Source organism: Muriicola sp. (assembly GCF_049669965.1).
In the GTDB taxonomy this organism is placed as follows: Bacteria; Bacteroidota; Bacteroidia; order Flavobacteriales; family Flavobacteriaceae; genus Muriicola.
Genome location: NZ_JBATLB010000232.1, coordinates 1 through 22,662, shown reverse-complemented (window position 1 = coordinate 22,662; position 22,662 = coordinate 1). Strand labels below are relative to the sequence as shown.

The window sequence follows — 22,662 nt, the reverse complement described above, 5'->3', positions numbered from 1 at the left end:
GTACTTTTGGTGAACACTAAATATTAACAAAAACACTTTTTAATATGGCTTTTGAACTACCAAAATTACCCTATGCATACGATGCTTTAGAACCTTATATCGATGCAAGGACCATGGAAATACATCACACAAAACATCACAACGGATATACTACCAAATTAAATGCTGCCATTGAAGGAACTCCCCTTGCCTCAAAAGGTATTGTTGAGATCCTAAAAGGCTTGGACATGAACAATAATGCGGTACGCAACAATGGAGGAGGTTACTTTAATCATTCTCTCTTTTGGGAGATCATGGGGCCAAAAGCAGGAGGTTCACCTAGTGGAGATCTTGCTGCAGCAATAAACACTGCATTTGGTTCTTTTGATGGTTTTAAAGAGAAATTCAGCAACGCTGCGGGAACATTATTTGGTTCTGGCTGGGCCTGGTTATGCGTCCATAAAGGGGGTAAGTTGGAGATCTGTGCTACACACAACCAGGATAATTCCCTAATGCCGGGCATAGGATGCGGAGGCGCCCCTATCATGGGTCTGGACGTGTGGGAACACGCCTATTATTTGAATTATCAAAACCGAAGACCAGACTACATTACGGCCTTTTTCAATGTGGTTAATTGGGCTAAAGTTGCAGAGAATTACAACAAGCACAAATAGATAAAGCAACGAAATATTAAAAAGCCGCAACCTTTCTGGGTTGCGGCTTTTTAATTGGAATAAAGTGGAGATTGGTATCATAGAAAAGGGTGGAGAAGTCCCCACCCTTTTCGTCCCAAATCTTACCATAAACTTAACCTACTTATGCTATGGCACAACTAAATTACTGGTATTGTGAGAAATAACAAAGAAAATTTAAGAAATTTTGGACAAAGATTTAAGAAACGGGCTCTGTATGTTTTAAGAATTGAAGCGGGTTTATGGCTAATACTTTGATAATCAGAAATAAAAAAGGCAGGAATTATCCTGCCTTTTTTCCCCAAATCTTACCATGAACTTAACCTACTTATGCTATGGTCCTCCAAAAGTAAACTATGAGCTTGCTGAGAAAAAAGGTTTTGGACAAACGCCCCTTTAATTGGTTGAAATACCATTTGAGAAGGTTCTATTCAAATTCATGGAGGAAACGGACTACAATTGGAGCTAAGGAATGGTTGTCAAACACCCGAAAATAAAAAAGGTGGAGAAGTCTCCACCTTTTTTGCCCCAAATCTTACCATGAACTTAACCTACTTATGCTATGGCATGACTAATGTAACTTCCTTAGGTCCGGAAAGACGAGAAAGACGATTAAATGCACATATTATCGATGAAATGCACAATTATATGAATTTCATTTAATTCTCGGCTAATAGGCGCGTTCATTCTTTCCTTCATAAAAGTTGATAAATGCCTTATTCACTACTTTATTTCCTCCTGGAGTAGGGTAGTTCCCGGTGAAATACCAGTCGCCCAAATTCTTAGGACAGGCATGGTGTAGGTTTTCAATGGATTGATAGATGATGGTCACTTCTGCTTTGATATCAGCCGGACTTAACAATTCGCCAATTTTTTGGGAGATCTGATCTGCGGTGAAGGGAGCGTAAAATTCCTTTACGTAATTTATGATCTCCAGGTCCTTTTTGTGAAATTGATCCTTACACTTCTTATAGATCTCTTCAACGAGACCTAGGCTATTGTGTTCCTTGTGCAACTCAAGCGCAGCTTTAAAGGCGATAAAGTCTTCCAATTTAGCCATGTCAATGCCATAGCAATCCGGATAGCGTATCTGGGGAGCAGAGGAGACCACAATGATCTTTTTTGGGGCCAGCCTATCCAGGATCCCTAAAATACTATTCTTTAAGGTGGTGCCTCTAACGATACTATCATCAATGATCACCAGATTGTCATTTTCATTTACTGAACCATATGAGATATCATATACGTGGGCCACCAGATCATCCCGGCTGCTGTCCTGGGTGATAAAGGTTCTTAATTTTGCATCTTTAATGGCAACCTTTTCTATGCGCGGCCGTATTTCCAGGATCTCGTGAAGTTCTGTACTTGTAATCCCGGAACCTTTGGCGAGAATCTGATCTTCCTTTTTTTTGTTGAGGTAGTTCTGTGCCTCTTTTACCATTCCCAGAAAGGAAGTTTCGGCTGTATTGGGAATATAAGAGAACACAGTATTCTTTATATCGTGGTCTATGGCCGTCAGGATCTTGGGAAAAATAAGTTTTCCCAATTGTTTTCTCTCCAAATAGATCTCTTGGTCACTGCCTCTTGAGAAATAGATACGCTCAAAAGAACAGGCTTTTCGTTCCAAAGGCTCCATGATCTTTTCCAGGGTAACCGTCCCGTTCTTTTTTATGATAAGAGCATGTGCAGGGTCTACTTCTTTGACCTCTTCGTATTTCACATTGAAAACTGTTTGAATGGCTGCCCTCTCTGAGGCAACCACTACAACTTCATCATCCTGATACCAATACGCTGGTCTGATGCCCGAAGGGTCTCTTAGTACAAACGCATCTCCATGCCCAAGTAAACCAGCCATAGCATAGCCTCCGTCCCAATTCTTTGCAGCTTTTTTCAGTATTTTAGCTACTTTAAGTCGTTCTGCTATCAAAGGAGAAGCCTGCATTTTATTATACCCCTCTTTTTTTATTTCCTTGTAAAGCTTGGCTACGGCATCATCCAGGAAATGACCAATCTTTTCCATGACGGTGACTGTATCTGCCAATTCCTTTGGATGTTGTCCTAATTGAACCAGGTTATCGAACAATTCAGTTACGTTGGTCATATTGAAATTCCCGGCTACGATCAGATTCCGGTGCATCCAGTTATTCTGTCTCAGGAAAGGATGAACATTTTCAATGCTATTCTTGCCAAACGTGCCATAACGAACATGCCCTAGCAATACTTCGCCTATGTAGGGGATATATTTTTTCTGCGCTTCAGCATCCTCAATATATTCGGGATGTTCCTTAAAGGCGGTATTGATCCGTTCATTGATCTGGGCAAAGATATCCTGTATGGGCTGGGAGGCTACAGAGCGGACCCTGCTCATATAACGCTGACCAGGCGCTACGTCTAATTTTATACTTGCAAAACCGGCACCATCTTGTCCGCGGTTGTGCTGTTTTTCCATCATGAGGTACATTTTGTTTACCCCATAAAAGGCAGAACCATATTTCTTTTTATAGAAGTCCAGCGGTTTTAACAAACGTATCAGGGAGATCCCGCATTCGTGCTTTATAGCATCACTCATAATTCATATGATAAAAAAAGCCCCGTAAGTACAGGGCGTTATTGTAGTTCAATATCAAATTGTGTTAGTTGTTTAAACTGATCGAGCCTGTTTTCAACTTCTGCTTTGGATAGTTCCTTCATACGTTCTGTACCAAACTTTTCTACACAGAAGGATGCCAGGTTAGACCCATGTATAACAGCATTTCTTAAATTATTGAAAGATATATTTTCTGTTTCGGCAAGATATCCAACAAAACCGCCGGCAAAAGTATCTCCAGCTCCGGTGGGGTCAAAAACCTCTTCCAGGGGTAAGGCAGGGGCAAAGAAAACCTCATCCTTATGAAATAAAAGTGCTCCGTGTTCTCCCTTTTTTATTACCACATATTTGGGCCCCATGGTATGTATCTTTTGGGCTGCTTTGACTAAGGAATATTCCTTGGTAAGCTGTCTGGCTTCTTCGTCATTAATGGTCATCACGTCGGTTAGACGGATAACCTCTTTTAATTCGGGAAGGGTATTATCCATCCAGAAGTTCATAGTGTCTAGCACTATGAGCTTTGGTCTTACTTCCATTTGTTCAATAACACTAAGTTGTACCTTGGGATGTAGATTCCCCAACATCAGCACATCGGCGTTCTTAAAATTGGAAGGAACTTTTGGATTGAAATTAGCCAGGACATTCAGATCGGTTATCAGTGTGTCTCTGCTATTCAGGTCGTTGTGGTATTTTCCTTTCCAAAAAAATGTCTTTCCATTCTTCACGATCTCGATCCCGGAAATATCGATGCCTTTATTCTTCAAAAGATCCAGATACGCCTGCGGAAAGTCGCCCCCCACTATAGAAACTATAGCAGACTCCAGGGTAAACTGGGCTGCTGCCAGACCAATAAAAGTTGCGGCCCCTCCAAGAATCTTATCCGTTTTTCCGAATGGAGTTTCAATGGCATCAAAAGCTACCGTACCCACAATTAAAAGTTTACCCATAAACGATCTTCAAATTCGATGCAAATATACGCTTTTGTAATTCCCCAATTACGCCCGTTATATGATAAATAATCTCGATTATTTTCGGCCAAAGTCGGCAGGAATTTCACCCCAGGCTGCTGTTTCCCATTTTACTACCGGGGTATTGTAAGAATTTTCCTGTAGCCAAAAGACCGCTCTTTCAATGAGATCAAATAGGGCCTTATTGGTCTTGTTGGGTGTTAATTTGGTATTGCATTTCTTCTTTCTTACCCAACTTATAGCGGTTCTGGAATCGGTGTAAATAACACGATCCGACTTGCGTTCCTTTAAATAGGCCAAACCGTGCACAATTGCCAGGAATTCGCCAATATTATTGGTCCCTTCGGGAAAGGGACCTTGTTTGAATAAGCGTTTTTTTGTTTTGGTATCAACCCCCTGATATTCCATCACACCTGGATTTCCGCTGGAGGCGGCATCTACGGAAATGGAATGCATGGTAGGGTCCCCTATTTTCAAAAGTTCTGCAGCAGACAATCCCGGTTCCTTTTTCTTTTTGCCTTTATAAGACTCATACGGACTATTGAAAGCGAGCTGCGCTTTTTCATTCGAAGGGAAGGCCATGTACTGGGCCCCTTTTACCCCGGCTATCTGTAACTTACAGGCTTCCCAACTCTCATAGACACCCGGATTCTTTCCTTTCCAGACCACATAAAATTTCTTTTTCCCTGCCATTATGTATCTAAAAGTATGGCTTCAATTACCTCAGGAAAGTGTTTGTGTTCCAAAGACTGCACTTTGGCAGCGATTTGATCCACACTATCTCTTTCGGATATCCCTACCTTGAATTGCCTAATGATGGCTCCCTCATCATAGTGCTCATTCACAAAATGGATGGTGATCCCTGTTTCAGATTCCCCCTGGGCTTTCACGGCAGTATGCACGTGTTTTCCATACATTCCCTTCCCGCCAAATTTTGGGAGTAAGGCAGGATGAATATTAATGATTCTTTTTGGGAAGGCAGCAACCAATTCCGAGGGAATTTTTAGCAAGAAACCTGCCAGAATAATAAGATCTGGATTCATACACTGTAATACCTGAAGGACAAGGGAAGACCCGGCAAAACCAGATTTATTAAAATAAAGAACGGGTATCCCCAGTCTATTACATCGATCTATGACAAAGGCATCTCGCTTGTTGGTAAGTACACCGCTTATCTCTATAGCCGGATGTCCTTCAAAATACCTCACAATATTTTCAACATTGGAACCTGAGCCTGAGGCAAAAAGAATAATTCGCTTCATTTTATACGATGTCTCTTCTTTAGATTTTAGAAGCCACGAGATTTGCTATTGGATAAATAGAGTTGATGGAAAGACCCCTGATATTAACTTCGGAGATTTAATTCCCAACTCAATTTTTATGGTACTAAAGTAATACACTTGCCATTAAATTTCTTAAATTACCGCACAATTTGGCATCATATGGTGTATTTCCACCAAAGTTTTTTACTTTTGCCAACAATTAAAAATTAAAACCAAAAAAATTATGTCAGACATTGCATCAAGAGTTAAAGCAATTATCGTTGATAAGTTAGGCGTGGATGAAAATGAAGTAGTTGCTGAAGCTAGTTTCACCAACGATCTGGGAGCAGATTCATTAGACACAGTTGAACTGATAATGGAATTCGAAAAAGAATTTGATATTCAGATTCCGGATGATCAAGCAGAAAATATCGCAACCGTCGGCCAGGCTATAAGTTATATCGAAGAGGCCAAATAAGTAATGATATTAGGAACATAATGTGAATTATCCATGTGGTTACCATGCTGCATGGATATTTTTTTTTAATTTTCACCTGGTATTCAATCTACCTATGAAACAAAAATTGGTTCCATGCAGTTAAAAAGAGTTGTTGTTACCGGACTTGGTGCTCTGACACCTATAGGCAATACCCTGGATGAATACTGGGAAGGCCTGAAAACAGGAAAAAGTGGCGCTGCTCCTATTACCTATTTTGACGCAGAGAAATTCAAAACAAAATTTGCCTGTGAGATCAAAAATTTTGATCCACTGAATTTCTTTGATAGAAAGGAAGCTCGAAAGCTCGACAGATTTGCCCAATATGCACTGGTGTCTTCGGATGAAGCTATATTGGATGCAGGGCTAGACCTTAATATCGTCGATAAATTTCGTGTAGGGGTGATTTGGGGTGCAGGGATTGGCGGACTGGAGACCTTTCAGAATGAAGTAATGGATTTTGCCAATGGAGATGGGACCCCGCGGTTTAACCCCTTCTTTATTCCTAAAATGATCGCCGATATTGCCCCGGGTAATATCTCCATAAAACACGGTTTTATGGGACCAAACTACACCACCGTATCTGCATGTGCCTCTTCTGCGAATGCCATGATAGACGCGCTGAATTATATCCGTCTGGGATATTGCGATGTGATTGTTACCGGAGGTAGTGAAGCGGCAGTAACCCTTGCCGGGATGGGCGGGTTTAACGCCATGCATGCACTCTCTACCAGAAATGAAAGTCCGGAGACAGCTTCCAGACCATTCGATGCAACCAGAGATGGTTTTGTTTTAGGCGAAGGAGCCGGGGCGTTGATCCTTGAGGAGTATGAGCATGCAAAGGCCAGAGGAGCAAAAATATACGCAGAGATCATTGGCGGAGGAATGTCTAGTGACGCTTACCATATGACCGCACCTCATCCGGAAGGTATTGGGGTAGTTAGGGTTATGGAGAATTGTTTACGAGATGGCGGATTAAAACCGGAGGATGTAGACGCTATTAACACCCATGGGACCTCAACTCCTCTAGGGGATGTGGCAGAGTTAAAGGCAATTTCGCAGGTTTTTGGGGAACATGCCTTTAAGATCAATATCAATTCTACCAAGTCAATGACGGGTCATTTATTGGGTGCCGCCGGTGCTATTGAAGCCATTGCATCTATCCTTGCCATGAAATACAGTTTAGTACCGCCTACCATTAATCATTCGGTGGTAGATGAAAATATAAATCCCAGTTTAAATCTGACTCTGAATAAGGCTCAGAAAAGAGAAGTTAATGTTGCCATGAGCAATACGTTTGGATTTGGCGGGCACAATGCTTGTGTAGTCTTTAAAAAAATTAGTTAAGCATAAATGAATTTTCCCTCTAATATATTTAATTCCCATTCTAAACAGGATGGGGATTTTTTTTTGGGGATCACAAACATTCTGGGCTTTAAGCCAAAGAGCATAGACATCTACAAAAAGGCGTTCCTTCATCGTTCTGCTAATCAAAGGGATAAACAGGGCAACGCCATGAACTATGAACGACTAGAATTCCTTGGAGATGCCATGTTGGGAACCATCATTTCTAAGCATTTGTACAATGAGGTACCAGGAGGGGATGAGGGCTATCTTACCAAGATGCGTTCAAAAATAGTAAGCAGAAAACATTTAAACGAATTAGGGAAGGATCTTAATCTTATTCATTTCGTAGAAAGTAAGATCCCCAAATCACATTTTGGAGATAATATTCATGGCAATGTGTTTGAAGCACTTATAGGAGCTATTTACTTGGATCGCGGCTACAAGTATTGTGAACAATTTATTCAGGACCGTGTCATTGATCCCTATGTGGATATTGAAACTTTGGAAGGGCAGGTAATCAGCTACAAAAGCCTTTTGATTGAATGGTGCCAGAAACAGAAAAAGGATTTTAAATACAATATCTATGAGGATACAGGGAAAGACCCTCTAAAGCATTTTGCCGTAAAACTCAGTATTAATGGCAAAGTAATGGCAAAGGCCAGGGCCACTTCCAAAAAGAAGGCAGAAGAAAAGGCCTCCAAAAGAGCTTTCTTTGCCTTGCAACACAAAATTGAGAATTCTTAGCACCTCACCTACCTCAGTACGCAAAGGTTTGCGTAGCTTTTTAAATTAGATATGGTCTTCGGGCACTAGGCAAGTATCGTTATATATTATATATTTACATCTTAGGCTTTTTTATGGGAGCAACCTTGCGAATTTATGAGGACTTGTATGACGAGGAATTTTCGCTGGTAGGGATTCATACCAGCCTGGAGGATTATACCCTTGTATATGCGCTAAATGAGGCCTTAAAGATTCATTTGAAAAGAACGGAAAAAGACCTTATTTTTTCTTCCTCCATTTCCTATCCATGTTTTGAATGGAAAGACGAGTTATACGATCAGAACTGGGTCCTGTTCATCAACAGTTGTATCACCTCTCAGCAAACAACTCCTGCCGGGTTATTCCCAGAGGAGTTATCGTATACAAGTCATCAATTAGTTCCAGAACACAAAGAGGTAAATTATCTCCTGAAGATGGATGAAGACGTATTGAATTCTGTATTACTGAAGAAAATAAAGGCTATCCCAAAGGTAGTTACGGCCTATGCCATTGAGACAGAAAAATTAAAATCTAAGCCCAACCTAATTTTTTAAATAATGCCCAACAATAAGAAAACCAAAATTGTGGCCACCTTGGGCCCCGCTTGCAGTGATAAGGAAACTCTTCGAAAGATGATAGAGGCAGGGGTTGACGTATTTCGCGTCAATTTTTCCCATGCCGATTATGAGGATGTAAAGGAACGGATCAAAATGATCCGTGAATTGAATGAGGAATTAGGCATATACACCGCAATTCTGGGAGATCTTCAGGGTCCAAAACTCAGAGTAGGTGTCATGGCCGGGGAAGTAGTGGTTGCGCCAGGCGATGAGATCACCTTTGTGACCGGAAAACCCTTTGAAGGTAATGCGGAGAGAGTATATATGAATTACGCAGAGTTCCCTAGAGATGTAAATCCGGGCGAACGGATTCTTCTGGATGACGGAAAGCTTATGTTTGAAGTGCTCACCACCAACAAGAAAAATGAAGTCAGGGCCAAGGTAATCCAGGGCGGACCTTTAAAGTCCAAAAAAGGAGTAAACCTCCCCAACACTAACATTTCTTTACCTGCCCTTACGAAAAAAGATATAAAGGATGCTATTTTTGCGATCTCCCAGGAGGTAGATTGGATAGCCTTGAGTTTTGTGCGATTTAGCCAGGATCTGATAGACCTGCAAAACCTGATCGCCGAACACTCCGAACACAAGATCCCTATCATCGCTAAAATTGAAAAACCGGAGGCAGTTGAAAATATTGATAAAATAGTTTCATATTGCGACGGACTCATGGTAGCCAGGGGAGATCTGGGGGTTGAAGTACCGGCTCAGGAAGTTCCTTTGATTCAAAAAACCTTGGTGCTAAGAGCAAAAAGGGCCAGGATCCCCGTGATCATTGCCACGCAGATGATGGAAACCATGATCACGAGCCTAACCCCAACCAGGGCAGAAGTAAATGATGTGGCCAATTCAGTGATGGATGGGGCCGATGCGGTTATGCTCTCTGGAGAAACCTCTGTTGGGAATTATCCCATACAGGTAATTGAGAAAATGTCTAGTATCCTTAAAAGTGTTGAAAGCTCAGATCTGATACGAGTGCCTCAGGAACCACCACACATCAGAACAAAACGATATATTACCAAAGCCGTTTGTTTTCATGCGGCAACCATGGCCAATGAAATAAAAGCAACTGCTATTTCAACCCTTACCAATAGTGGTTATACAGCCTTCCAAATATCGGCATGGAGGCCAAGCGCCCATATCCTGGTCTTTACCTCCAACAAACGTATCTTAACCCAATTGAATTTACTTTGGGGGGTGAAAGCCTTTTATTACGACAGGTTTGTTTCTACAGACGAAACTATAGAGGACGTTAACAAGATAGCCTGTCAGAAAGGGTTTTTGGAAACCGGTGACATGCTCATTAGCCTGGCGGCCATGCCAATCAAAAGCAAGGGGATGGTAAATACCTTACGGGTAACGGAAATAGAGTCTTGTAGTTTTTAGGCTTAAAGGTCGAATTTTAGTTGGACAGAAACCGCCTCTTCTTTAACGGGTTTCTGGTCGCTGCTATTTAGATTAGAAAGGGAGATACCTAATAATCTGACGGAATTGTCCAAAGGATCCTGATACAAAAGTTCCAGGGCCGTATTCAAAATTAGCTTTTGATCCGACACAAAATAGGGAAGTGTCTTGCTTCTTGTTTGCAAGGTAAAATCACTGTACTTTATTTTTAGGGTAACCGTTTTTCCGGCTACTCCCGCCTTTTGAATGCGCTTTTCCAGCTCCTCGGAAATATGTAATAATCTATCCTTCATAAAAATTTCACTGCTGAGATTTTCGCTGAAAGTACGTTCGGCCCCCAATGATTTTGGGATACGATGAGGTTTTACAGCACTCAAATGTATTCCCCGAACCACCTGATAATAATGCATCCCACTTTTGCCAAAATTAGATTCCAGAAAATCCTGGCTCCTGGTCTTAAGATCAAGGCCGGTAAAAATACCTAGCTGGTACATCTTCTCTGCGGTAACCTTGCCCACCCCATGAAATTTTCTAATATCCAGGCCCTCCAGGAAGGTGAGTACCTCTTCAGGATTGACCGTTTTTTGACCGTTTGGCTTATTGACATCACTCGCCACTTTGGCAATGAATTTATTAATGGAAATGCCTGCTGAGGCCCTTAGCCCAAGTTCGTCATAGATCCTTCCACGTATCTCTTTAGCGATTAAGGTGGCAGAAGGATTTCCCACCTTGTTGGTGGTTACATCCAAATATGCCTCATCCAGGGACAGGGGTTCAACTAAATGGGTGTAGTCATAAAAGATAGCCCTTATCTTTTGTGAAATCTCTTTGTAGCGTTCAAAACGTGGTTTAACAAAGATAAGTTCAGGGCATCTTTTTTTGGCAAGGTAACCACTCATGGCACTTTTTACCCCAAATTTACGAGCCTCATAGCTTGCGGCGGCAACCACCCCCCTGACAGAGCCTCCCCCTACCGCCACTGGTTTTCCCTGGAGCCTGGGATCGTCCAATTGTTCAACGGAGGCATAGAATGCATCCATATCTACGTGGATAATTTTTCGAAGGGGAAAATCGTACGGCATAAACAAATTTAAGTTATATCTTAGTTTTATGGACAGGTCAAAGAAGAGCGCCATTATTCTCGGAGCAACTGGCCTTACGGGAAAGGCACTACTAAACAAATTATTGGAAGACCAACGGTATCACACCATTAAGATATTTTCCAGAACGCCCTCCCAAATGCAGCACCCTAAGTCAGAAGAGCATATAGGGGATCTCCTTACCTTGTCTAAGTTTACATCGAGTTTTAATGCAGATGAAGTCTATTGTTGCATTGGTACAACAAAGTCTAAAACCCCGGATAAGGAAATGTACAGGGCCATAGATTATGGAATTCCCGCAGCTGCAGCCCGCTTATGCAAGGAAAATAGTATTCCTTGCTTGTTAGTGATTTCCGCACTTGGGGCAGATGCCCAAAGTGCTATATTTTACAATAAGATCAAAGGAGAAATGGAAGAAGAAGTTTTAAAACAGGGGGTTAGCCACACTTATATACTGCAACCTTCTATTATCCAAGGTCAGCGAGATGAACGGAGGTTGGGTGAGTGGATCGCGAAAAAATTATTTTCTGCTATTGGGATTTTTCTTCAGGGACCACTGAGGAAATATCGTTCTATACAAGCTGTTAGTATTGCCGATGCAATGATCTGGCTTGCAAATAACAAGTACGCGAAAAACAGGATCCCATCTGATGAAATAGCGAATATTGCAGCATATGATTGAGATAGAACGAAAATTTCTGGTTACTTCCAAGGCATACCAAACGGAGGCCTATTCCCAGGCAGTAATTGTACAGGGATTTCTAAGTACACATCCGGAGCGTACGGTGAGGGTGAGGCTAACAGCTGATAAGGGTTTTATCACCGTAAAGGGAAAAACAGATCCCGATGGTACCACCCGTTTTGAATGGGAACGCGAGATCTCTGCAAAGGAGGCAAAAAGCCTATTGGAAATATGTGAAGAGGGGGTGATCCGTAAAATAAGATATCGTGTAAAAAATGGAAGGCATGTGGTGGAAGTAGATGAATTTCAAGATCACAACAAGGACCTGGTGATCGCAGAGATTGAGTTGAAGGGGGCCGATGAATCTTTTGTAAGACCTGCCTGGCTTGGCAAAGAGGTTACTGGCGACCCACGGTATTACAATTCACAATTAAGTAAAAACCCATATGCCTCATGGAAAAAGTGATCTGGTTACTACGTATTATTTTATTGATAACATTCACCATAGGATGTAAAGAAGCAGAAAATAGTGAGCCCAGCCCCGATCTCATCAATTTACAAGATTCAGTGGTTACCACGGCGCAAATTAAGAAAGCTCTCACCGACAAGGGATTTGAAATATTCGATTACATAGATCCCAAGACCGGGGATACGATACTGATGCAGCAATATTTTATTGCATTCTTAAAAAAAGGCCCCGTGAGGTCCCAGAACAAAGAGGAAGCCGATAGTTTGCAAACCTTGCACCTCAACCATTTGGGACGGATGTACGAACTGGGATATGCAGATATATCCGGTCCTTTCGGGGATGATGGAGAAATTCGGGGGATCACCATTTACAATACACCAAGCCTGGCATTTGCAGACAGTCTGGCTCATTTAGATCCTATGGTACAAGCCGGGAGATTGCGTATTGAAATTCATCCCTGGTGGGCAGCCAAAGGATTTCCTTTGCGTTAAAGAGGTAGATTTAAAAGGCACTTTTAAACTGTTCAAGGAAACGCAGATCGTTCTCGCTGAGCAGACGTATATCTGAGATTTGGTGTAGCAGCAGGGTAATTCTGTCAATACCCATTCCAAAGGCAAATCCGGAGTACACTTTTGAATCTATGCCACAATTATCGAGCACGTTGGGATCTACCATACCACATCCCATAATTTCTAGCCATCCTGTCCCTTTAGTCATTTTATAGTCTGTTTCGGTCTCTAGCCCCCAATAAACGTCAACTTCTGCACTTGGTTCCGTAAATGGGAAATAGGAAGGTCTGAGACGGATCTTTGACTTGCCAAAGAGTTCTGTGGTAAAGAATTGCAAGGTTTGTTTTAGATCTGCAAAGGATACGTTCTTATCTATGTACAAACCTTCTACCTGATGAAAAAAACAGTGAGAACGTGCCGAGATGGCCTCATTTCTGTATACTCTACCTGGTGAGATGGTCCTTATGGGTGGGGTATTACTTTCCATATACCGCACCTGAACGGAGGAAGTGTGTGTTCTTAGAAGAAGATCCGGATTGGTTTGAATAAAGAAGGTGTCTTGCATATCCCTTGCCGGATGATGCTCGGGTAAATTCAATGCAGTAAAGTTATGCCAATCGTCTTCTATTTCAGGCCCCTCGGACACGTTAAAACCTATTCTGGAAAAGATATCAATGATCTGGTTCTTCACAATGGAAATGGGGTGTCTCGCACCCAATTCTAAAGATTCCCCCGGTCTGGTAAGGTCGCCGTAAATGAGCTTTTCACCCCCTTTGGCTTCCAAGGTATTTTTTAGGGAATTAACTTTCTCCGTGGCCAGTTCCTTTAGTTCATTGATAGTTTTGCCAAACTCTTTTTTCTGATCATTTGGCACTTGTTTGAACTCTGCAAAATAGTGGTTTAAAATCCCTTTTTTACCCAGGAATTTAATTCGGAAACTTTCAATATGTTCCTTGGAAGTGGTCGTAAATTCCTTTACTTCTTTGATATGTTCTTTTAACTGGTCGATCATAATCTTCGGCTATAATAGGCAAATTTATGGGTTTTCATTATTATGATAGTAATTCTTATAGCAATTATAAAGCATCATACTTCCTAGGTTTCTATTTTGTTGTATTTATCTTTTACATTTTCCTTGATCCATCTCAAACATTCCTCAAAATTTTCAAAAATATGTTTTTCAGGAATCAGGTCGGGTATGATGTCTACCCGTTCCATCATGTATCGTGGTTGCTTTAACACATCTACAAAAAGAACAGTGATGTCTGATTTGCGTAAATCTATAAGGATATCTTCTAACGTATATAACCCGGACTGATCCATATATTCCATACGCCCCATTCTAATAATGACTGTTGATGCCGTCCTTGGGATTTGATCCGCCAATTGTTGAAATTCACTGGTAGACCCAAAGAACAGGGGTCCTTTAAGATGCTTGATAAATACTTCTTCTTTTAAGAAGTTTGGAAAATCTACTTCATCTTCCCAGCCCTCCTCTTTTATCAAAGCCTTTACGTCTGATCTTTCAGCAGTAAGATCGCCCATTTTTTTCATAAACATCAGGGAGGCGATCACGAGTCCCACGCCTACTGCATAAACCAGATTCCAGGTGGAAGACAGAATAAGAACGACCAGCATAATTATGACTTCAGAACTGAACTTTACAGGTCCGATATTCAAATCTTTTGGCAAGCTGGGGATGGCCTTTAAACCCTTATAATCCATTACCCCTATACCAACGGTGACCAAAATGCCAGCAAGAACAGCGGCAGGAATCTGAGAGGCAACAGGCCCTAAGGCCAATAAGATAATCAGCAATAGTATCCCGGCAATCATCCCGGATAATTTGGTTTTCCCTCCGGAGTTGATGTTCACTACAGTACGAATAGTGGCTCCTGCTCCCGGAATTCCTCCAAATATGGCGGCTATACTGTTTCCGATACCCTGGCCAACTAATTCTTTATTGGGCTTGTGTTTGGTTTTGGTCATGTTGTCCGCAACTACGGAAGTCAGCAGTGAGTCAATGGCTCCCAAGAGCGCCAAGGTCAATGCAGTAAAAACATAGGGTGTTACGGAACTCATTTTAAATTCGGTAAAAATGCTAAGATTGGGCGTAGGGAAACTACTTGGAATCTGCTCTATAGGACGGTAGTCCAGTCCGAAACCATAGCCCACACCGGAAACAACGATTAAAGCTACCAAAGCACTTGGTATTAATGTAGTTATCCGCTTAAAACCGTAAATGATAACGATGGTTGAAAGAGCCAATATGAGTTCGAGCCAATTGATATTATTAATGGCCCTGGGCAATACCTTAATGGAACCGACAACCCCTGATGCATCAGTTTTAGCCAGAGTTTGAGCTTCTTTGAGCATATCTTCCTCTGTAATAGCCCCGGCTCTTTTGATGGTTTCCCTAAAATCTTCCAGCACTAGAATACCCTCTCCTGCCTCCTCTTTCAAAATATTATCCAGGATAATCTCTTCAGCCATTGGCTTAAATTTATTTACGAAATCTTCATCTTCTTGAGGATAATAACCAATCGCAGGTAAAATCTGTGTGACCAGAATAATAACACCGATTGCGGTCATAAAGCCAGACACTACAGGATAGGGAATATATCGGATATACTTGCCAATTCCTATGAGTCCAAGTCCAATTTGTAAAAGTCCTGCTAACAGAAATACGATAAGGATAGACGGTATTGCTTTTTCCAAACTTCCATCATTTGCAGCCACGATACCTGCGATTACCACCATGCTCACTGCAGTCATCGGCGCTGTTGGGCCAGAAATCTGTGTGTTTGTGCCACCAAAAATGGCCGCGAAAAAACTAATAAATATAGCGCCATACAAACCCGCACTAGGACCCATTCCTGAGCTAACCCCAAAGGCAAGGGCCAGGGGTAGGGCAACAATACCGGCCGTGATCCCACCCATTAAGTCACCTTTAAAATTCGCAAAAAAAGACTTCATAGGTATTGGTCGTTAGAATCCGTTCCTAAGGTACTTGAATTATTACAATAAAAAAGCCAATGAAAATCATTGGCTTTTGCATCTTTTTTTGAAGTAGGTTGTTAGTCGAGATGATAGATCTCCATGATGTTCTTCAGGATATGTTCAAAATCGATCTTCAGATCTACTAATTTCCCGGTATGAATATCGAACACCCACCCATAAACCTGTAGATTTCGATCTCTGTAGGCCTTTTGTACGGCCGCTGTTTTAATAAGGTTTACACATTGTTCCTGAACATTGAGCTCTACCAAACGTTCGTATTTCTTTTCTTCCTCGGCAATAACATCTAGCTCCTTTTTATGGATCCTGTATACGTCACGAATATTGCGTAGCCAAGGGTTTAGCACTCCCAGATCTGCCGATTGCATGGCTGCCTTTACCCCTCCGCACCCATAATGGCCACAAACAACTACATGATTTACTTTCAAATGCTCAATGGCATATTCTACGACAGACATAACGTTGAGGTCAATACTGATAACCATATTGGCGATGTTCCTGTGAACAAATACCTCCCCAGGGCCCAATCCCATTACCTCTTCTGCGGTCACCCTACTATCAGAGCAACCTATATAAAGCATTTCAGGGTTCTGACCCTTCCCCATCTCATCAAAAAAGCTCGGACTCGTGTTTAATTTTTCAGCGATCCAACGTTTATTATTCTTGAATACTTCTTCTATTTTCATTTTTTTATGATTTAAAGATTCCACTTATGCCATTTTCGGCTTAAGGTTAAAAATTCAATGAAACTGGCAGAATCTGGTTTAATAACTACCTGTATCTCATGTATATGCCTTTACTTTAAATTGTTTTTATGTGATTTGTTATGTTTTATTTGCCTGAAATGAAAAGGGGGGTATTGAACTTGCCAATGACAGTATTGATATCCAACGAAATTAATTTATTAGTGTTATCAGAATCTTTCTGCTCCCTATCGATAAATAGCAGACTAATATTGTTTTTTGACAGGTATTTATCTAAGTTCCTGATTGTGTCATCGTTCTGTTCAAATACATATTCTATTGTTTCATCATCCATAGATTTTGACACTTCCTTTTCTGAAGTAGAATTTTTGATGATCTTGATCGATATCTGGGGTTTTTGGATATGATTCATCAGATCTTCGGCAAAAGCCAAATTTAAGAATGGTTTCGAACTATTCAGAAAACCAAGAGAAATATCGTTGTTTGGTGATAGTATATCCCTATCGGAAGTTATTAGAACAGGCCCGTCGTGGACATTTAAGACAAACTCTGTAATTCTGTCACCGATCAAATTAAAGGGTTTGGATTTTCGTTTTCCCAGGACGATAATATCTGGTCGCTGTTTCTTAATATAGGTGCCAATTTCATTTTTTACATTACCGAACGCAAACGAATAGGGGATATTCATTCCGAAATCCTTTACTATAGGGGTAATCAAGTTTTTAATTTTCTTATCTACTGTTGTATGCTTTGAGTTAATTGTGCGCATAGCGGATAATTGATTTTCACTAGCCACAATATCCGAAGGTTTAGTAACATGGAATACTTCTATCTCTGCCTTGATTATTCTAGCCAGGCCAGCGGCACTTTTTAACATCATACTTGAAGATTTATGTAAATCTGAAAGTACTAGCAATCTATAAGTATTTCTATTAGGCTTCATAATTTATCTGATTAGGGTGTTTTTGGTCTTAGTTTAAAGAATTCGATAAAACTCAACGGATTTTCAACAGTACCCAGCTCTGAAATTAACTTTATATCTATATTTCTCTCTTTGGCCTTGTATGTAAAATCGTCAAGAATTTCAATGATATCATTGTCCAGATATCTAGTTTTTCTCACATCCAATTCCAAATACGTATCTATTGGTAGATTGTCCAACTCTCTTAAAATGGCACCCTTGTTAAAAAATGTTACTTCTTCCGCAAGTGTTATTTTAATTCTATGTTTGCCGTTGCTCTTATCCTCTATATGCAGGAAATGAGAATTTTGATAGCTTTTGATTAAGATCACAACAATACCCACTCCTAAGCCCAAACCAATTCCGACTAGCAGATCTGTAAAGATTATTCCACCAACTGTTACTGCAAATGGTACAAATTGCTTCCATCCAAGATGGTACATTTTTTTAAAGAGCGCTGGTTTGGCCAGTTTATAACCTACAATAAACAATATAGCGGCCAGGACAGACAAAGGGATCATGTTAAGGAGTCGCGGAATAAGGATAACGGATATCAATAAGAGGAAACCGTGAATAATGGCAGACATTTTTGTCTTCCCTCCTGATTGGATATTGGCAGAACTCCGCACAATAACCTGGGTGATGGGCAATCCTCCTATAAGTCCGGATAGAATATTCCCTGTTCCCTGGGCTAATAGCTCCCTGTTTGTTGGGGTAACATGTTTTTCGGGATCCAGTTTATCGGTTGCCTCTACGCAGAGCAAGGTTTCCAAACTTGCTACTAAGGCAATAGTAAAGGCAGTGATCCAGATCTCGGGTCTGTTGATGACATTAAAATTCGGAAAACTAAATTGATTCATAAATGATGCGGCATCATTCGGAATTGGAACAGTCACCAGATGTTCAGCTGAAATAGAAAAAATTTTATGATCCTTGGTAAACACAACAAATAAAATACCTACCACTACGGCTACCAGAGGACCCTGGACTAATTGAAATATCCTGGCCTTTTTAGAAAGGACCTTATCCCAAAGGATCAGAATTCCCAAGCCTAAGATCGCAACGATGGTAGCCCCCGGACTTATTAAATTTAAACTATTGATTATTTCAGAGAAGGTGTTTTCGCCATCGACCTGGAAAAAGGCAAAATCTCCTTCCGGATCTGCATCATACCCAAAAAAATGAGGGATCTGCTTTAGGATGATAATGATCCCAATTCCAGTAAGCATTCCCTTGATAACAGAAGAAGGAAAGTAATATCCTATGATCCCCGCTTTTAGAAATCCAAATACCAATTGAATGGCACCACCAAGGACCACAGCAACTAAAAAATTCTGATATCCCCCCAGGGCAGCAATAGCCGAAAGCACAATAGCAGCGAGTCCGGCAGCAGGGCCGCTCACGCCAATTTGCGAGCCACTCAGGGAACCCACTACAATTCCTCCAACAATACCGGCAATTAGGCCAGAAAATAGTGGAGCGCCACTGGCAAGAGCAATTCCAAGACAAAGGGGGAGCGCCACAAAGAACACCACGATACTGGCTGGCAAATCGTTTTTTAAGTATTTAAACATAATATGAGGGTGTTTGTTTCCTGAATAGAGAATTCAAGATTGTTTATAAAAGGAAAAAAGATAGGATGTTAGCGTGACCGTTCGGGAGGAGGAAGTTGGATCTCCGTAATGTGAGGTAGGTAAAACAAATGCTGTTCCCAGTTAGATTGAGTGGGATTTTTAAAAGTGGATACTATTTGATGCCCAGTTAGATTTGAAAGAATTATTTCTTCGTCAAGATCCTTTTTACCTTGTTCCTGAGGCTCCTCTTCATTTAAATTGATTGAAAGCAATGGCTCGGTACCTTCTATTAGTTGAATAATAGGCGGAGCCAATATCCCGGTTATCCAGACGGATGTTAATATGAAAAAAACAAAATATTTCATGAAAGGATTTACATTGAAGTTAAGAATATAAGGATAAACTTCAAAAATAGCCTTTAAGATCAATTAAAACTCCTTTATCAATCTTAAATCGCTAGCCGGGATCCATCCATTTTTACCATCGGCCAGTCTAATTTTATTCCAATCATTTAATTCTTCTTCCACATAAACTTTGCTGCCTTCATGCAGATCAAATAAGGTAACACTTCTATTGTTGGGCTCTTCTTTAACCGCAGCCTCCATTGCGAAAATGATAGCGGGCTGGGTTTGGGTGTAATCCCTATATTGAAACACGGCAAACAAAATGCTAATGACCATACCAAATAAACAAACCATACTTACGATAAATGCGATCCGTTTCTTATCTGCAAAACGCAAAAAGTAGAAGGCGAGGTACAAGACCACAAACAACATCATAAAAATAACAGCGGTATATGCCCATTGATCAAAGGTGAGAATGTTCTTTACATTCGCCATTATTCTTGTAATAGCGGTTTCGGGCATAGGGGTAATGGCATCAATGGTCATTTTTTGAGCAAAGGCCAGGTTGTCTATTATTTCATCATCATTAGGAGTAAGTAGCAAGGCCTTTTCGTAATAATAAATACTTGGACCAATTTTATTCACCTTGTAATACGAATTTCCTAGGTTGAAATAGAGTTCCGCAGAATGTTGCCCGGATTTCAGAATTTCATGATAGTTATCTATAGCTACCTGATAGTTGCCTTCATTGTAAGCCTTTGAAGCGCCCTCAAACAAAAGGTCATTCTGTGCAAAAGCTGCATAAAAGGAACATAACAATAGTAAAAAGATCCATTTTTTCATGACTACAATTGTTTATCCATAGATGAAATGACCTCACTGGCCTTGTTGTAATCTTGCTGCATCTGAACCTCGGAAAACGGACTATACCTCGCCATCTCACAATTCTTTAACAAGGCTATAAAGCCTTCTGTGGTATCTGCATCAACCTCTTTTTGTGCAAGTAGCGATGAAATTTTCTCTTTCGCAAACTCAGAGGTCTCTATTTTTAGTTTGGCTTTCAGGTAATTATGAAGCGCTTTCTCCAGGGCAATATAAAACTCATCTTTCTCACCCAGGGCCTTTTTAGCTTTGAAAAGATATTTCCGTGCCAGTTTGTTTGCCTTTTTGATCCTGTTGCCGGCCGCATCGCTTGCAATGGTTGCTCTTTTCTTGCCAAAGACGATAGCTATGGGAATAAGGAGAAGCGGGCTAATCAGAAAAAGGTAAAATTGTAAGGAACCAAAAAAGACATTATTCTCCACGGGTACAAGATTGGGAGATAACTTTATAAAGTTAAATTGAGATCCTGTGCTTTGGATGGCACGTTTGTTATTTTGACCCACGGCAATGCTACCTGAGGAGGCATCCAACGGACCTTCCATAACATCGATCATTATCTCTTCTGAAGTTACAGATTTGTACGCCTGGGTCTCAGGGTCAAAATAGCTAAAGCTAATAGGGGGGATAGGATATTTACCTTTAAAAGAAGGTACTACCGTGTATTGGTTACTAACTTTTCCCTGCATCCCCGAAAGGGTAGTTCTTACATTCTCATTGAATTCGGGTTCGTATACTTCCAATGAGCCTGGCATCTCCAAAACAGGCAGTTGGAATAGCTTAAGATTTCCATTTCCTTCTACCTCCACGATGGCCTGTAAGGATTCAGCAGCCTTTAATCTTTTTTTACTGGTGGACACCTTAAACTTGAACTGGCCAACGGCCCCACTGAAATCACCAGGTTGCCCTTCCGTAGGAAGTGGTTTTACCCGGATAGTTCGCTGCCCGGCAGAAACCGTCTTGTTGGTTTGTGCATAGATAGGTCCGCCAAAAAAATCCCTCCTGTTGGTAGGTACTTCCAGGGTGACATCCAGTGACAAAGGTTCTATTTCCAGAGCCCCGCTTTTTTGAGGATACAGCACAACGCGTTTCAGTATTACGTATCGGTATGATTTTCCATTATAGGTGCCATTTTTAACGTTGTATGAGGTAACAGGGATATCCTGACTCCAGAAATTATTGTAGGTAGGATTATCTAAGGGGCGAAAGTTAGACACATTGATAGACGGACTCACATACAGTTTATAGACAACACTGATGGCCTCATTTAAATATGGGGTAGCTTTCGATACTTCGGCTACCAGATGAAGGCTTTCATCTGCAATATCATCTGCCGTCATCTGATCACTCGGCTTGTCTACAGCAGCCGTCACTTCTACTTTTTTGGAAAGCGATTTATAGGTTTTGCCACTAATATCTATAGTAGCCTGTTTTATGGTAAAAGTTCCTCGTTCCGTAGGTGCCAGAATATAGAAATAGGTTTTTGAATAGCTTCTTACCCCATTGACCCAGGAAGAACTGATATTTTGAGAAGGCCCCATCAGCACGCGGAACCCCTCAAAATCTGGGGGCATAAAATTGTCTCCATCTTTATTCATGGTAAATTCTACCCGCAGCCGTTCATTGATCCCCAGTTTATCTTTACTGAGATTTACTTCGAATTCTACGGCCTCGTCATCCTGGGAATAGACAAAGCTGGTTCCCAAAATAAGGAATAGCAATCCAAACAAACATGTAAGTTTATTCATCACTACCAATCTTTTACATTTTTACTTTTCGGACCCTTAACCTTTTTTTCATTCATCTTTTCCTGCACCTTATTCTCCTCATTTTGCATTGCTTCTAGCAGGTTCTTTACTTGCTGAGGTGAAAGTTCATTCTTTCTGGGTTGTTTTTGTTCTTCTGGTTTTTCCCCTTGCTTTGGTTGTTCTTTTTTCTCTTCCCCATCACCTTCTTTGTTCTCATCTTTCTCCTGGTCTCCGCCGTCTTTATCCTCCTTGTCTTGTTGGGGGTCTTGCTCTTCTTTCTTCTCCTCCTTGTCTTCTTTTTTCTCTTCCGGATCCTTTTTATCTTGGTCGCCGTCCTTCTGCTTGTCTTTTTGCTTTTCGGCTAATGCCTTTGCCAGGGCAAGGTTGTATCTGGTTTCTTCATCTGTAGGATCATTTCGAAGCGCTTCTTTATAGGCTTCTACAGCCTTGTCATACTCTTCATTCTTCATAAAGACATTTCCCATATTATGGAAGGCCTTATGTTTTTCTGGCTTAGCAGTGGCCAATTCCCCTACCTGCTTAAAGCGTCCAAACGCCTCTTC

General features: G+C 41.1%; 23 protein-coding genes. 9 read left to right on the top strand and 14 right to left on the bottom strand.

The window, feature by feature from the left end:
- Positions 1-44 precede the first annotated feature (44 nt).
- Positions 45-653 (top strand): superoxide dismutase, encoded by a 609-nt coding sequence (locus WBM49_RS12065; RefSeq protein ID WP_424372304.1) that lies wholly within the window; start codon positions 45-47, stop codon positions 651-653.
- 688 nt (positions 654-1,341) lie between these two features.
- Here WBM49_RS12065 and WBM49_RS12060 read toward each other — a convergent pair.
- The 4 genes from WBM49_RS12060 to WBM49_RS12045 form a co-directional block, all read right to left on the bottom strand.
- Positions 1,342-3,240: an amidophosphoribosyltransferase gene (locus WBM49_RS12060; RefSeq protein ID WP_424372303.1), complete on the bottom strand. Its 1,899-nt coding sequence runs from the start codon at positions 3,238-3,240 to the stop codon at positions 1,342-1,344.
- 38 nt (positions 3,241-3,278) lie between these two features.
- Positions 3,279-4,205, bottom strand: coding sequence for a PfkB family carbohydrate kinase (locus WBM49_RS12055; protein ID WP_424372302.1), 927 nt, complete (start codon positions 4,203-4,205; stop codon positions 3,279-3,281).
- Between the two features lie 78 nt (positions 4,206-4,283).
- Entirely contained in the window at positions 4,284-4,919 is a 636-nt protein-coding gene (locus tag WBM49_RS12050; RefSeq protein ID WP_424372301.1) for a viroplasmin family protein, read from the bottom strand.
- Positions 4,919-5,488: a phosphoribosylglycinamide formyltransferase gene (locus WBM49_RS12045; protein WP_424372300.1), complete on the bottom strand. Its 570-nt coding sequence runs from the start codon at positions 5,486-5,488 to the stop codon at positions 4,919-4,921. Before WBM49_RS12045 ends, WBM49_RS12050 begins: the two co-directional genes overlap by 1 nt.
- A 244-nt stretch (positions 5,489-5,732) precedes the next feature.
- On the opposite strand from WBM49_RS12045, the gene WBM49_RS12040 reads away from it, so the two are divergent.
- The 5 genes from WBM49_RS12040 (at position 5,733) to pyk (ending at position 10,093) form a co-directional block, all read left to right on the top strand.
- On the top strand, positions 5,733-5,966 hold the full coding sequence (locus tag WBM49_RS12040) for an acyl carrier protein (RefSeq protein WP_009778413.1): 234 nt from the start codon (positions 5,733-5,735) through the stop codon (positions 5,964-5,966).
- 114 nt (positions 5,967-6,080) lie between these two features.
- The gene (gene fabF / locus WBM49_RS12035; RefSeq protein ID WP_424372299.1) at positions 6,081-7,331 is read left to right on the top strand and encodes a beta-ketoacyl-ACP synthase II; all 1,251 of its coding nucleotides are present in this window, start codon (positions 6,081-6,083) and stop codon (positions 7,329-7,331) included.
- Between the two features lie 6 nt (positions 7,332-7,337).
- Complete coding sequence (rnc, locus tag WBM49_RS12030) at positions 7,338-8,075, top strand: ribonuclease III (protein ID WP_424372298.1); 738 nt, start codon at positions 7,338-7,340, stop codon at positions 8,073-8,075.
- A 113-nt stretch (positions 8,076-8,188) separates the two neighbouring features.
- The gene (locus tag WBM49_RS12025; protein WP_424372297.1) at positions 8,189-8,647 is read left to right on the top strand and encodes an IPExxxVDY family protein; all 459 of its coding nucleotides are present in this window, start codon (positions 8,189-8,191) and stop codon (positions 8,645-8,647) included.
- Between the two features lie 3 nt (positions 8,648-8,650).
- Positions 8,651-10,093 (top strand): pyruvate kinase, encoded by a 1,443-nt coding sequence (gene pyk, locus WBM49_RS12020; protein WP_424372296.1) that lies wholly within the window; start codon positions 8,651-8,653, stop codon positions 10,091-10,093.
- A 2-nt stretch (positions 10,094-10,095) separates the two neighbouring features.
- Here the strand turns inward: pyk and dinB are convergent, their stop codons facing one another.
- Positions 10,096-11,193, bottom strand: a complete 1,098-nt coding sequence (gene dinB / locus WBM49_RS12015; protein WP_424372295.1) for a DNA polymerase IV — start codon at positions 11,191-11,193, stop codon at positions 10,096-10,098.
- 28 nt (positions 11,194-11,221) lie between these two features.
- Here dinB and WBM49_RS12010 point away from each other — a divergent pair, with 28 nt between their 5' ends.
- The 3 genes from WBM49_RS12010 to WBM49_RS12000 are packed head-to-tail and all read left to right on the top strand — an operon-like array spanning position 11,222 to position 12,853.
- Positions 11,222-11,893: an NAD(P)H-binding protein gene (locus WBM49_RS12010; protein WP_424372294.1), complete on the top strand. Its 672-nt coding sequence runs from the start codon at positions 11,222-11,224 to the stop codon at positions 11,891-11,893.
- Positions 11,886-12,359, top strand: a complete 474-nt coding sequence (locus WBM49_RS12005; protein ID WP_424372293.1) for a CYTH domain-containing protein — start codon at positions 11,886-11,888, stop codon at positions 12,357-12,359. Before WBM49_RS12010 ends, WBM49_RS12005 begins: the two co-directional genes overlap by 8 nt.
- Positions 12,347-12,853: a YciI family protein gene (locus WBM49_RS12000; RefSeq protein ID WP_424372292.1), complete on the top strand. Its 507-nt coding sequence runs from the start codon at positions 12,347-12,349 to the stop codon at positions 12,851-12,853. Before WBM49_RS12005 ends, WBM49_RS12000 begins: the two co-directional genes overlap by 13 nt.
- A 10-nt stretch (positions 12,854-12,863) precedes the next feature.
- Here WBM49_RS12000 and pheS read toward each other — a convergent pair whose 3' ends face one another.
- The 9 genes from pheS to WBM49_RS11955 all read right to left on the bottom strand — a co-directional run.
- Complete coding sequence (gene pheS / locus WBM49_RS11995; RefSeq protein WP_424372291.1) at positions 12,864-13,883, bottom strand: phenylalanine--tRNA ligase subunit alpha; 1,020 nt, start codon at positions 13,881-13,883, stop codon at positions 12,864-12,866.
- An 83-nt stretch (positions 13,884-13,966) separates the two neighbouring features.
- Entirely contained in the window at positions 13,967-15,847 is a 1,881-nt protein-coding gene (locus WBM49_RS11990) for a SulP family inorganic anion transporter (RefSeq protein ID WP_424372290.1), read from the bottom strand.
- A gap of 101 nt (positions 15,848-15,948) precedes the next feature.
- On the bottom strand, positions 15,949-16,575 hold the full coding sequence (locus tag WBM49_RS11985) for a carbonic anhydrase (protein WP_424372289.1): 627 nt from the start codon (positions 16,573-16,575) through the stop codon (positions 15,949-15,951).
- Between the two features lie 145 nt (positions 16,576-16,720).
- A complete protein-coding gene (locus WBM49_RS11980) occupies positions 16,721-17,536 on the bottom strand; it encodes a universal stress protein (protein WP_424372288.1) in 816 nt (271 codons plus the stop codon).
- Between the two features lie 11 nt (positions 17,537-17,547).
- Positions 17,548-19,128 (bottom strand): SulP family inorganic anion transporter, encoded by a 1,581-nt coding sequence (locus WBM49_RS11975; RefSeq protein ID WP_424372287.1) that lies wholly within the window; start codon positions 19,126-19,128, stop codon positions 17,548-17,550.
- Positions 19,129-19,196: 68 nt separating this feature from the next.
- Positions 19,197-19,493 (bottom strand): hypothetical protein, encoded by a 297-nt coding sequence (locus WBM49_RS11970; RefSeq protein WP_424372286.1) that lies wholly within the window; start codon positions 19,491-19,493, stop codon positions 19,197-19,199.
- A gap of 63 nt (positions 19,494-19,556) precedes the next feature.
- Positions 19,557-20,315: a tetratricopeptide repeat protein gene (locus WBM49_RS11965; RefSeq protein ID WP_424372285.1), complete on the bottom strand. Its 759-nt coding sequence runs from the start codon at positions 20,313-20,315 to the stop codon at positions 19,557-19,559.
- Positions 20,316-20,317: 2 nt separating this feature from the next.
- Positions 20,318-22,099: a BatD family protein gene (locus WBM49_RS11960; RefSeq protein WP_424372284.1), complete on the bottom strand. Its 1,782-nt coding sequence runs from the start codon at positions 22,097-22,099 to the stop codon at positions 20,318-20,320.
- A 2-nt stretch (positions 22,100-22,101) separates the two neighbouring features.
- Positions 22,102-22,662 (bottom strand): tetratricopeptide repeat protein (locus tag WBM49_RS11955; RefSeq protein ID WP_424372283.1); only part of this gene is annotated, 561 nt, incomplete at its 5' end.